Source organism: Rhizobium sp. BK650 (genome assembly GCF_014195325.1).
GTDB lineage: Bacteria > Pseudomonadota > Alphaproteobacteria > Rhizobiales > Rhizobiaceae > Rhizobium.
Genome location: NZ_JACIBK010000001.1, coordinates 240,435 through 253,164, shown reverse-complemented (window position 1 = coordinate 253,164; position 12,730 = coordinate 240,435). Strand labels below are relative to the sequence as shown.

General features: G+C 60.5%; 8 protein-coding genes, 1 tRNA gene and 2 pseudogenes. 5 read left to right on the top strand and 6 right to left on the bottom strand.

Annotation, left to right across the window (positions count from 1 at the left end; all coding sequences use genetic code 11):
- The first annotated feature begins 39 nt into the window (after positions 1–39).
- A complete protein-coding gene (gene iolG / locus FHX15_RS01225) occupies positions 40–1,032 on the top strand; it encodes an inositol 2-dehydrogenase (protein WP_184392952.1) in 993 nt (330 codons plus the stop codon).
- Between the two features lie 265 nt (positions 1,033–1,297).
- Here iolG and FHX15_RS01220 read toward each other — a convergent pair whose 3' ends face one another.
- Entirely contained in the window at positions 1,298–2,521 is a 1,224-nt protein-coding gene (locus tag FHX15_RS01220) for an ROK family transcriptional regulator (protein WP_184392950.1), read from the bottom strand.
- Positions 2,522–2,749: 228 nt separating this feature from the next.
- Between FHX15_RS01220 and xylF the strand changes: the two genes are divergently transcribed.
- The 4 genes from xylF to FHX15_RS01200 all read left to right on the top strand — a co-directional run bounded on the left by xylF (position 2,750) and on the right by FHX15_RS01200 (position 6,418).
- A complete protein-coding gene (gene xylF / locus FHX15_RS01215) occupies positions 2,750–3,790 on the top strand; it encodes a D-xylose ABC transporter substrate-binding protein (RefSeq protein WP_184392948.1) in 1,041 nt (346 codons plus the stop codon).
- Positions 3,791–4,043: 253 nt separating this feature from the next.
- Positions 4,044–5,354: a sugar ABC transporter permease gene (locus tag FHX15_RS01210; protein ID WP_184392947.1), complete on the top strand. Its 1,311-nt coding sequence runs from the start codon at positions 4,044–4,046 to the stop codon at positions 5,352–5,354.
- 14 nt (positions 5,355–5,368) lie between these two features.
- Entirely contained in the window at positions 5,369–6,151 is a 783-nt protein-coding gene (locus FHX15_RS01205; protein WP_184392945.1) for an ATP-binding cassette domain-containing protein, read from the top strand.
- Positions 6,152–6,341: 190 nt separating this feature from the next.
- Positions 6,342–6,418, top strand: a tRNA-Arg gene (locus FHX15_RS01200).
- Between the two features lie 87 nt (positions 6,419–6,505).
- On the opposite strand, the gene FHX15_RS01195 is transcribed toward FHX15_RS01200, so the two are convergent.
- The 5 genes and pseudogenes from FHX15_RS01195 to FHX15_RS01185 form a co-directional block, all read right to left on the bottom strand.
- Positions 6,506–6,772 carry a hypothetical protein gene (locus FHX15_RS01195; protein ID WP_184392943.1) on the bottom strand — a complete coding sequence of 89 codons (267 nt, stop codon included), beginning with the start codon at positions 6,770–6,772 and terminating at the stop codon, positions 6,506–6,508.
- Positions 6,769–6,927, bottom strand: coding sequence for a hypothetical protein (locus tag FHX15_RS30845; protein WP_246778843.1), 159 nt, complete (start codon positions 6,925–6,927; stop codon positions 6,769–6,771). Before FHX15_RS30845 ends, FHX15_RS01195 begins: the two co-directional genes overlap by 4 nt.
- A gap of 51 nt (positions 6,928–6,978) precedes the next feature.
- Positions 6,979–7,155 (bottom strand): annotated as a pseudogene (locus FHX15_RS31415) (type ISP restriction/modification enzyme); the annotation flags it as partial.
- 149 nt (positions 7,156–7,304) lie between these two features.
- Positions 7,305–9,236: pseudogene (locus FHX15_RS31410) on the bottom strand (type ISP restriction/modification enzyme); the annotation flags it as partial.
- Between the two features lie 1,903 nt (positions 9,237–11,139).
- Complete coding sequence (locus FHX15_RS01185; protein WP_184392941.1) at positions 11,140–12,105, bottom strand: sterol desaturase family protein; 966 nt, start codon at positions 12,103–12,105, stop codon at positions 11,140–11,142.
- Between the last annotated feature and the right edge of the window lie 625 nt (positions 12,106–12,730).

Here is a 12,730-nt window from a genome sequence, read left to right as displayed (position 1 = left end):
TCAATTCGGTTTATTTGTTCCGAATACAGGGAGGCAGTAATGACAGTGAGATTTGGTCTTCTCGGCGCCGGCCGCATCGGCAAGGTCCACGCGAAAGCCGTCAGCGGCGATGCCAATGCAAAGCTCGTAGCGGTCGCCGACGCCTTCCCGCAGGCGGCCGAAGCGATTGCTTCCGCGTATGGCTGCGAGGTACGCACGATCGAAGCGATCGAGGCCGCCAAGGATATCGACGCCGTCGTCATCTGCACGCCGACCGATACCCATGCAGACCTGATCGAGCGCTTTGCCCGCGCCGGCAAGGCGATCTTCTGCGAAAAGCCCATCGACTTGGATGTTGCTCGCGTAAAAGCCTGCATCAAGGTCGTGGAAGAAACCGGCGCCAAGCTGATGGTCGGCTTCAACCGCCGCTTCGACCCGCATTTCATGGCCGTGCGCAAGGTCATCGACGAGGGCAAGATCGGCGATGTCGAGATGGTGACGATCACTTCGCGCGATCCTGGCGCCCCGCCGGTCGATTACATCAAGCGTTCCGGCGGCATCTTCCGCGACATGACGATTCACGATTTCGACATGGCCCGCTTCCTGCTCGGCGAAGAGCCGATCTCCGTCGTCGCCACCGCTGCCGTCCTCGTCGACAAGGCGATCGGGCAAGCCGGCGACTACGACAGCGTCTCCGTCATCCTGCAGACAGCATCCGGCAAGCAGGCGATCATCTCCAACTCGCGCCGCGCCACCTACGGCTATGACCAGCGCATCGAAGCGCATGGTTCGAAGGGCGTCGTCTCGGCCGAAAACCAGCGCCCGGTCTCGATCGAAGTCGCCAACGCCGATGGCTATACCCGCCCGCCGCTGCACGACTTCTTCATGACCCGCTACACCGAAGCCTATGCCAACGAGATCGCAAGCTTCATTTCGGCGATCGAAAAGGGCTCGAAGATCTCCCCCTCCGGCGCCGATGGCCTGGCAGCGCTGGCGCTCGCCGACGCCGCGGTCCAGTCCGTCAAGGAAGGCAAACTCATCAAGATCGGCTGACCGCCCTCTCCCGACGGTCGCCATCATGAGAAATGGCCGGGTGAAAGCCCGGCCATTTCTCGTTTGATGCGTGAGAGGGCGCACCTCGTGAAGACCCCTCCCCAACCCCTCCCCACAGGTGGGAGGCGCTAACTCGCGGCGCCCCCTCGCTCCTCTCGAAACGTTGAATATTTGGAAAGCCGTCGCGGCAGGTTAAGCCCCTCCCCCTTGTGGGGAGGGGTTTGGGGCGGGGTCTTCTTCGGATCATCTCACCCTAAAGACACCCTCAATCCCCGCCCTGAATACCCGCCAGTACAATATCCTCGTCGATAACCGAGAGCGCCCGGTTCAGGTGCCCTTCGAAGACCAGGATCTGCTCGTCCGCGACGACCCTGAGCTCGGGCATGCCCTCCATGCGCACGACATGCGACTGGCCGAGCCCCTCCTCTATCCCCTGCCGCAACAGATCGTAAAAGCGCGTTCCCGGTCCGGTGATCGCAATCGGCATGCGCTCCGTCAGGCTCAGCATGCGCGACAGCCCGTTGCCGAGCGCCAGCCCAGCCTGCCGGAAGGCAAAGCCGGAGATCCGGTGCCCCTGCCTTGCCCGCGCGGCGATCTTGTCGAGTTCCGCGAGCGGCACGAACTTTGCCGGGATCGTATCGAGCGGCACTTCGAAGGCTGTGCGCAGGATGGCATAAAAGCCGGCATAGGCCTCGATGCAGCCGCGTGTGCCGCAGCGGCAGAGCCCGCCATTGGCCATGTGCAGCATATGCCCGAAATTGGGCGCGGAGACATCAGGCCCGCCATGGCTCGTCCGCCTGACGATGCCAAGCCCGATACTGTGCCCCAGCGACAGCGCAGCGAGCGAGCGGAAATCCTCGCCTTTGACATTCTCTTCACGCGCGCCGAGCGCCGCAGCGACGAGCAACGTCTCGTTGTCGAGGATGACCTTCGCCTTCCATTCCGGCTTGAGCGCCGATTCGAAATCGATTTGGTCGTTGCCGAAGATCGGCGACCACACGAGGACCGGCTCGGAGGAGTTGACCAGTCCCTTGCTGCTGATCGAGATGAGCAGCACTTGCTCCCGCTCGATCCGCGAGCGCGACAGCATGCGTTCAAGCCCCTGCCGCACCCCGTTGACGAAGCGCGTAACCCCTGCCGGATCATGCGACCTTTCCTCGCTGAAACGGTCGATCAGCTTGCCCGAATAGTCGACGAGCGAATATTGCACGGCATCCGAGGAGATGATGACGACGATGAGATAGCCGCAGTCGCGCCGCTGGCGCAAAAGCACGCGCGGGCGCCCCCGCCCGCTCGCCGCCTGCTGCTCGGATTTCTCGATGATCTGTGCCTTCTCGAGATCCGCCGTGATGGCAGAAACGGTCGCGGACGAAAGCCGTGTGAAATCGGATATTTCAGTGTGAGCAAGCGGCCCATGGCGGCGCAGAGTGGCGAGCACCAGCACGCTGTTTCTCCGCCGTACGAGCTCCGTGCTCGACTTGGTCAGCATGTATAGCCGCCCTCTTCCCGTTCGTTCCGCCCTACACTTGCCACAGCATCTCCGGCGTCTTTCGTCAAAGGAAATTAAGCCGGTAGTGCGGTGTTGACAGTTGAAAAAATCTCTGACATCAAATTTCTCGACTGTCGAGAAAATAATCCGAATGTTTCTGGACAGGCTTTCGCGGTGGCCGGAGGAGGCTGAGGCCGGGCCGGCTGCAATTCACTCGGGAGGACAAATATGAAGTCTATTTACAAGCTGATGGCAGGCGCTGCCATTCTCGTTTCCCTGCAGTCGGCTGCCATGGCTGCCGACCTCGTCGTCGGTGTTTCCTGGTCGAACTTCCAGGAAGAGCGCTGGAAGACGGACGAAGCTGCCATCAAGAAGGCCCTCGAAGCCAAGGGCGCGAAGTATATTTCCGCTGACGCCCAGTCTTCGGCCGCAAAGCAGCTGACCGACGTCGAGTCGCTGATCTCGCAGGGCGCAAACGCCCTCATCATTCTCGCCCAGGACTCCGACGCGATCGGCCCGGCTGTTGAAAAGGCCGCCAGCGAAGGCATCCCGGTCGTCGGTTACGACCGCCTGATCGAAAACCCGGCTGCCTTCTACATTACCTTCGACAACAAGGAAGTCGGCCGCCTGCAGGCGCAGGGCGTCTTCAAGGTCAAGCCGGAAGGCAACTACGTCTTCATCAAGGGCTCGTCTTCAGACCCGAACGCCGACTTCCTCTTCGCCGGTCAGCAGGAAGTGCTGAAGGCTGCGATCGACGCCGGCAAGATCAAGAATGTCGGCGAAGCCTATACCGACGGCTGGCTGCCGCAGAACGCTCAGCGCAACATGGAGCAGTTCCTGACCGCCAACAACAACAAGGTTGACGCTGTCGTCGCTTCCAACGACGGCACGGCCGGCGGCGCCGTCGCCGCTCTCGACGCCCAGGGCATGGCCGGCTCCGTTCCGGTTTCCGGCCAGGACGCCGACAAGGCTGCGCTCAACCGCATCGCTCTCGGCACGCAGACGGTTTCCGTCTGGAAGGACAGCCGTGAGCTCGGCAAGCGCGCTGCCGAAGTCGCCCTCGAACTTGCCGGCGGCACGACCATGGACAAGATCGCCGGCGTCCAGACCTTCGAAGGCGGCCCGAAGAAGGTGAAGATGCAGTCCATCTTCCTGACCCCGCTCGCCATCACCAAGGACAACCTGAACGTCGTCATCGACGCAGGCTGGATCTCCAAGGCCGAAGCCTGCCAGGGCGTCAAGGCCGGCACCGTCAAGGCTTGCAACTGATCCTCGCCTGACGATCTGAAATACCGGCGCCGCAGCGGCCCTCCGCTGCGGCGCCGGATGCGGATGAAGCCCGCTCAATCGTGCTTCTCCGTTCTCGCGCGCACCGCGGATGCTTTGATTCCCTGCCAGAATAGTGCCGTTGTCATCGGCTATTTTCGGAAGCGTCCCAGTGGTCACATCAAGAACAGGGCGATCGTCGGCAGCTCACCCCGAGCAGGCCCGCGCCCAAACAAATGGGGGAAACGGCAAACCCATGGCAGACATCACCCAATCCACGACGTCAGGTCCGCGTTCGGCGGTTGAAGGCCCCTTCACGCGCTTCCTGCGGGCGACGGAAATCGATACCCGCCTTCTCGGCATGATCGCCGCGCTGCTGGTCATCTGGATCGGCTTCCACTTCTATACCGGCGGCCTGTTCCTCACACCGCGAAACCTCTGGAACCTCTCGGTCCAGACGACGGAAATCGCGGTTCTCGCAACCGGCATGGTGCTGGTCATCGTCACCAGAAACATCGACCTGTCGATCGGCTCGATCCTTGGCTTCGTCGCCATGATCATGGGCGTGGTCCAGGCGAAGTACCTGCCGCAATATCTCGGCTTCGACAATTCCTTCACCTGGGTCATCACGCTCATCGCCGGCCTCCTCGTCGGCACTGCCATCGGCCTGATCCAGGGCATCATCATCGCCTTCATGGGCGTGCCCTCCTTCATCGTCACGCTCGGCGGCTTCCTCGCCTGGCGCGGCCTTGCCTGGTATGTCACGAGCGGCCAGACGGTCGCCCCACTCGACACCACCTTCCGCATCATGGGCGGCGGTGCCGAAGGCGCGATCGGCGCCACCTGGAGCTGGATCATCGGTGCGGCCGCCTGCCTGCTGATCGTCGTCTCGATCATCGGCTCGCGCCACCAGCGCCGGCGCTTCAACTTCCCGCGCCGTCCGCTCTGGGCCGAGTATTTCCTCGGCGTGCTCGGTTGCATCATGGTGCTCGGCGCGATCTGGGTCTCCACGATCTATTACTGGCCGCCGGCGATCGCCAAGCGCTATGCCGAGGCCAATAACATCACCATGCCGGAAGGCGGCCTGATGATCCCCTACGGCATCGCCGTGCCTGTGCTGATCGCCATCCTCGTCGGCATCGTCATGACCTTCATCGCCACGCGCCTGCGCTTCGGCCGCTATGTCTTCGCGATCGGCGGCAACCCGGAAGCAGCCGAACTCGCCGGTATCAAGACCCGCTGGGTGACGGTGCGCATCTTCGCGCTGATGGGCTTCCTCGCGGCCGTCGCCGCCGCCATCTCCACGGCCCGCCTCAACGCCGCCGCCAACTCGCAGGGCACGACCTACGAACTCTATACGATCGCCGCAGCCGTCATCGGCGGCACGTCTCTGGCAGGCGGCACCGGCACGATCGCCGGCGCCATGCTCGGCGCGCTCGTCATGCAGTCCCTGCAGTCGGGCATGGGTCTCGCAAACGTCGATACGCCCATCCAGAACGTCGTTGTCGGCGCAGTGCTCGTCATTGCCGTCTGGCTCGACACTGTCTACCGCTCCCGTGCGAAGTAAGAGGAGTCCGAACCATGGCTGAACAACGCACTCCCCTTGTGGAATTGAAGAATATTTCGATCTCCTTCGGCGGTATCCACGCGGTCGACAATGCCTCGGTCGATCTCTATCCCGGCGAAGTCGTGGCCCTTCTCGGCCATAACGGCGCCGGCAAGTCGACGCTGATCAAGATCCTCTCGGGCGCCTACAAGCGTGACTCGGGCGAGATCCTGATCAATGGCGAACCGGCCGACATCCGCAATCCGCGCGATGCCAAGAAGTTCGGCATCGAGACGATCTACCAGACGCTCGCCGTCGCCGACAATGTCGACGCCGCCGCCAACCTCTATCTCGGCCGCGAGCTGAAAACCCGCTGGGGCACGCTCGACGATGTCGCGATGGAAGCCTCCGCGCGCGAAGTGATGGGCCGCCTCAACCCCAATTTCAAGCGCTTCAAGGAGCCGGTGAAAGCGCTTTCAGGCGGCCAGCGCCAGTCGGTCGCGATTGCTCGCGCCATCCTGTTCAACGCCCGCATCCTGATCATGGACGAGCCGACGGCAGCCCTTGGGCCGCAGGAAACGGCGCAGGTTGGCGAGCTCATCAAGCAGCTGAAAAAGGAAGGCATCGGCATCTTCCTGATCAGCCACGACATCCACGACGTCTTCGACCTCGCCGACCGCGTCTCCGTCATGAAGAACGGCCAGGTCGTCGGCCACGCCCGCACCGAGGATGTCACCAAGGACGAGGTGCTCGGCATGATCATCCTCGGCAAGGTGCCGCCCAAAGCCATCCCCGGCCCCGGCGCCATGCAGGTCTGATCGACTGATAGCGCAACAGACAAACTCCGCCGCCCGAAAGGTCCGGCGGAGTTTTCATTTCGGCAACAGCTTGCGGCCAATCTCGCCTTAAAAGCCAAGCCACAGAAATTCCCTGAACTTCGCGATTGAAGCAGAGCCAAAGCTAGGCTAAGAACCACGACATCGGACGACGAGTCACATCGTCAGGCATGCACCCGTAGCTCAGCTGGATAGAGTGTTGGATTCCGATTCCAAAGGTCACAGGTTCGAATCCTGTCGGGTGCGCCATTTTCCTAATGTCCGACCCACGGCCTGGCAGCTTGGCAACCGATCATGTCTCGGCAGGAAGGCTGATCGAGCCTTCAACAAATTCCCTCAACTCAATCTCTCAATAAGGGCCTGGAATTCCAGCCGATATTGCGAGGCCTCATCAGCAGGAAGAGCGTTCGTCATCTGCGGAAACACTAGCTGATGAAACGCACGTGTCTTTCGATCCCAAGGCATGGCGTCTGCACGGCGGAGTTCATGCAGGACCGCATCCAGCTTGCGGCGCACGCGCTCCGGATTGGGTGCATAGGATGCAGGCTCGGCAGGAAAAAGATCCTCCTGCGTCGCAAACATATCAAGTTGAGCCCTGGTCATAGATCTGCTGATACCTTTGAAGAATCGTCCGCATTCTCCTGCTTCAGCCCCAGTGCTTCAAGTCCGATCAGCGGCTTTTCCAGTATCCGGTTCAGAAGATTCGCCTGGCGCGGCTCCAGCATGACCAAGCGGCCAAGGACATGCAGCAGGTTCATCAGATCGGCGGTATATTCCGGCAGCCAGTGATCCGGCTGGATCCGGTCGAGCGGCGAAGGCGGCCGTCGGTCGCCGATGATAGGCCGCGAGCGGTCGAGCCTGCGATAGCTGAACCACTGCCACAGCACCTGCTTGCCGGAAACCTCGTATTCCCAGACGGCCTGCGGCACGTTGTCGATATGGCCCTTGCCGACGGTGAGGCGGCGGGTTGCAGGATCGTATTCCATCGTGTCCGGCAGAGGGTCCGGCGCGCCGGGAATGGCACCGTCGGCCGGAATGCGCGGCGCATCTGCAGACGGAAGGCGCGGTGGCCCCTTCGGCCGGCCGCGGGATCGGTAAAACGCTCGCCGTAGCAATGCAGCCAGACGATCTCGCGGCCGAGCGCAACCGCTTCGAAGAACGGTACGGCATCGGCGGTCAGCGGCACGCGCAGACCCGGCTGCACCAGATCGTCGCGGAAGCGGGAGGTAAAGGCAGGATGCGCCATGACAGCCGCGAGATAGGCCATGAGATCGGCCGGAGCGACCTCCTGCCCATAGAGATCGGCAAGCAGGACGAGCAATTCCGGACGGATGTTGGATTGACTTGCAGCCCCATCCCGCCAAAGCGGCATTACACGGCCGCCACGGCCGTTGTAGTGATGGAGGTCTGGGACGAGGTCGGTAAAAGACAGTGATGGACCTGCAGTTGGAGAGCGGTCCTCGGGTGCGGTCAGGAAAACCTGCTCATTTGAATAGCCGCTCCAAAGTGCCGGATTTGGTCGGTTCAATAGCCTTGTGTCAGGGATGATCCATTGCCGGTCGAAGGACCGAAGTCCATATTTCGTTGGTTGCTGAACAGCTTCTTTGTCGTCTTTGACCGCGCCCTTCCGTTGTACATGTCCTGTCAGTTCCGTTTGCGGCTTTTTGGTTGAAGTCTTATCGCCGCCTTGATGCGGATGGAACAATACCTCACGCTTTTGATCATCCTTCTCCGAAATCAGTCGCTGCCACCGCTCAGCCAGGCTCTGCCTATCGGGCGCGATCACCCATGTGCGTCCCGGCATGACACCGGAACCGTCATAGAGGAACAGGGATTTCAGCGGCGGCATTTCCGCCCAGGAGCCAACAGCCTCCGGCAAAAACGGGGCCCGCCAGCCGTCCGGGCACTCGATCCAGTCGCCGACATCGAGCGACAATTTGGTCAGCGCCTCGAATTTGTACTCCCGCTTTCCCTTGGGAAGCGTGGTATAACGCACCTCCGCAGGCCTGTTGCGGTCCTTGCCGAGTTTCTTCGCGGCAACGACGATGCAGACCGGCTGCTGCACGCCCTGAAATATGCGCGTCGCGACTTCCGGTTGATGACCTTCCGGCGAGCAATCGATGACCCATATATTCGAGCAGGTGCGGCGCAGGTCGTCGCGCATTTTCGAGAAGCCCGGCCCGTTCAGGAAACCGGCAACCGTGATGAAACACACGATGCCTTCCTCGTCCCTGTCCGGATGGCCAGTAGCCGCGTAGTTGCCGGTGCCGAAGACCTTCCAGGTGGCCCAGCGCCAGAAATAGACATAAAGGTTCTTCAGGTGTTTGGTGTGGGCCGACACGCCCCATTCCACCGGCGGACGCCACCAGTCCATCGGCGCCTTGAGCGCACCACCGGCACCTGATTCCACCCAGTCGCCGCGTCCTTCCGCTTTCTCCTTGTAAGGTGGATTGCCGATGACGACGGTGATCGGCTGGCCGCGTTTGATGGCATTTGCCTGCCGGCGGGAATTGGCTATCGGCTGCATGACCTGCGGCAGCCATTCCTCCTCCTCAAAAGGATTGCCGAGCGTATTGGTGATGAAGAGTTTGAGCGACGGCAGGGCGCTCGATTTGCCAGGGCCGGGGTGGATCAGTTCCTGGAGCTCTGCGATCAAGCGAAGCTGCGCGACGGCAAAAGGACCGAACTGGAGCTCGAAACCGATCAGGCGCTCGGATGCGCTGGTAATTGCAGAGGGAACCGCGCCCTCTCCCATATCCGAAGCGACGGTTTCTGCGATACGGCGCAGGACGCCGAGCAGGAACGTCCCGGTGCCGACAGCGGGATCGGCCACTGTGACATCCGCTGAAGCGAAACCGGCCGGTCGCTCGAACAGTGACCCTCGCAGCACCTCGTCCACCATGCGTACCATGGCGTTCACCACTTCGGGAGGAGTGTAATAGGAGCCGGTGCGTTTTCGGAGATTGTTGTCGTAGACTTCGAGAAAGTGCTCGTAGAAATAGAGCCAGGCATCCGGATCGTTCTTGCCGACTTCCTGCCAGTTTACCGCATCGAGCACGCGCGTCATCGTATCCAGCGATGTTTTGAGCGTTGCACGATTGTCGGCATTTTCCGTCAGAAGCCCAAGTGCGGTACCGATCAGCGAATTGGACTTCTTGAGGTCGGACGCCGCGTGGTCGATGCCTTCGGCCAGCGGAATGTTGCGCGTGCGGGCAATCAGCAGGCCGAAAGTAACGGCTTGGGCATATCCATCCGCGAACTGGGCATTGTCTGCCTGCGGAAACAGGAGTTTGCGCCAATCCTCGGCAAGGCCGGTCAGTGCGACGCTGCCGCGGTCCAACTGTTCCGTGACATCGTCACGCAGCAGACGGCAGAGACGGGCACTGACCTCCGCGAGGCGTCGTGGCGATCGCGGCGCTTGAGGCGCCCATGTGAAGAAATCCGAAAACAAACCCAATAGTTCGCCCGGCGCCTTCACAGCCTTACCGTCTTTTTCCAGATCCCCTTCAACACGCAGGATCGAACCCTGCAATTCACCGTCCCGCCACAGGCTGAAGCTCATGCCATCAGTATAAAGGAGGTTGGGAAGCGACTTGAGCTTGTTCCACTGTTCCTTGTCATGCCCCTGGAAACGGCGCGGATCGGCGCCTTTGCCGGGCGCCTTGACTTCGATGAACCCTGCCAGCGCATTCCCGAACGTGACGGCATAGTCGGGCCGAGTGAGCGTGTCGGCCAAACTGGTTTCGCCAATCATCGCCACGGCGCTTTTCGGATAATCCAAAAGTTCGACGATGCCATCAAGGATAAGGACTTCCAGCGGCGCCCGTAGCTGATCCTCCGGCGCGCCCGATATTGTAGGGCTGGAAAGCTTCCTGGAAACAGAGTGGCCGAAGGTCGAGATAACGTCGTCAAGTGTCTTGGATGGCATGTGATTCCCCTCGGGCATCACCTTAAGTAGTGCCCGCCGAAAAGCAAATGCCGCCGGTTTACGGGGCCATACGAATCCCACCTCGCCACCGCGAACCGGGATCGCTCAAGCTCCAGTTCCAAACGCAAGAGGCGGTAGCCCTTTGCCGGCCTAGCTTTCGTGAGAACGCAGCTCAGGCCACGTTACCCCGCCCGCAACTCAATACCTGCAGGACAGCGCATTGGTGGGCCTGAAGCCCTGGCTGCATGCCGGGTTCCTCGAATGCCCGGGCTGATACTGGAAATCGGCGCTGTTTGCGCTTCGGTGTGTCGTGCACGATGAAGCCAGGATTGCCAATCCGATAACCAGCCCGGCGATCACAAGTTTCCGAACTCTGTTCATCACGCTCACCCTGCAGCAATAGCTCGAAACATAGAATTCATGGCGTAGTCTCAGTGTCAACGGAGAGCGGGGATCGGGACGATCGATAACCGGACTGGAGATGATTGACGCGGAGCGATTGAAGCAGGTGGACCGTACAGCCGACTTTAGTGGGGTTGAGGGCTAATGGGTCCCCCGGCCGCACGGTCCCACGCGTTTAACTCGGGGTGAAGACTTAAGTTTCAGTGCCAGGAGAAAAAGTCAGTCACGAATATCAACCGAAATACAAATGACGTGAAACCTGGAACGCCGTGCGTCCATTGGGACGCACAAAGGACGTTCTAACTCTTTGAATCCACGCATCAGGCTTTCCGAAGATCGATTCCGATTTTCGCGCCCTGCTGGAGCCGGCAGAAGGCATCAAGTTCAATGACTGCCGCTGAAATCGATGAATCAGATCTCGTTGCCGGCACAGCTTACACTGCCGAAGGATACGACCCGCCCGGCCACTGATGAGACATTATAAGATCTGACCAGTCGCCTGCGACACCGCCACCCTCCTCGAAGACGCGCCGGCCGGATCGCGGACATGTCTCGCGCGGACCTGCAGATTATGCTCCGCCGCGCCGCGCCGCTTTGCGCAACTCCGGCCGTTCGATCATCTTCTACAGTAGAAATGGTTTCAAGGTCGCCGAAGATTTCTGGCCGACAGCCCCTGCGGCGAGGCAGGTTTTCCGCTTATGGGGCTTATGCCGTACTTGGCCTTGGCAGCTTGTCCCGCGCGTTGGAAGAAGCGGATTTCTGTGGCGATGGTTTCGCGGAATGGATCGGTTTGGTTGAAGTAGTCGCGGTCCAGACCGAGCTTTGCACCGTCTGCACCGCCCTCGTAATAGGTGCCGAACAAATGATCCCAGATCGGGAAATAATTGGCGAAATTCTTGTCGTGATGTTCCCGCACCCGGGAGTGATGGATGTAGTGGTCGCGTGGCGACTGGATCACGTATTTGCCAAACCAGCCATGCCAGGGAATGGCACTGTGCTTGACCAGACCAATGGCGCCAAAGGTGATGGTCACGAAGGCGAATTCGGCCGTCGGCAGGCCGACAAGCAGTGCCGGAACGACCATAATGGCCATGTTTATGGCCTTCTCCAGCGGATGCTCCCGCGCCGAAGTCAGCGCGTTGAACTCTTCGGCTGCGTGGTGAAATTCATGGAGCCGCCATAGTACGGGCAGCCGGTGCATCAACCGATGCTGCCAGTAGCTCAAGAAGTCTGTCAGCACCAGGAACAAGAGAACCTGTGCCCAGCCTGGCAGCCTGCGGGCAAGGTCCAGGTGGGGGGCATCCTGAGCCGCGTGGGTGATGGCATAGGACAGACCGAATGATGCGAGCGCCGCAAATAGCGTAATCATTCCCGTCGCCTGAAGGACGAAATAGACGATGTCGGTGATTGTGGATTTGCTGCGTTCGAAGAAAACCCGACGGAACCCGGAATTGCCGAACCCCACATAGGTGAGTTCCACCGCGAAAACCGTCAGAACCAGGCCAATGGAAATGGCGAAACTGAGCGCCATTGCCTTTCCATTCAGGTAGTAGGTGTTGTAAAAAAAGCTTCCCAGCTTGCGCAGGCAGTATTCGACCAACTCCATGGCTTGCTCCAAACACGAACCCGTACAGCTTAGTCCTGACGATGCCGCTTTCGCCAGATTACTCAAAGGACGATCAGGGCAGTCCTTTTGACGTATTGCCGACGGTGGAAGTGCAGTCCCGGGAGGCATGCAGGAGGGTCGAGGAGCACTACGAAAATTACACGGCTGACCGAAAGGCTCATAAAAAGATCTGTCAGGACGGAAACAACAGGCACCGCCGATCATAAGCCCTCGGGCCGTGCTGATATCTGTTCCACAGCAGCCGCTCGCCACTTCGAGGTGCGCCCACTGCGTGCTCTGCAGTGTCAACGAAGAGAGACGATCAAAAACCGAACCGAAGACGGCTGGCGTGGCGCGATTGATGCAGGTGGACCGTACAGCCGACTTTAGTGGGGTTGAGGGCTATCGGGTCCCCCGGCCGCACGGCCCGGCGCGTTTAACTCGGCATGAAGACTTAAGTTTCAGCGCCAGCGGGCAAAATGGGTCACGAATATCAACCGAAATACAAATGACGTGAACCTAGAGCGCCGCGCGTCCATTCGGGCGCACAAAGGACGCTCGACCTCTGAATCTACGCATCAGGCTTTCCGAAAATCCATTCCGATTTTCGGGCCGATGCTGTAGC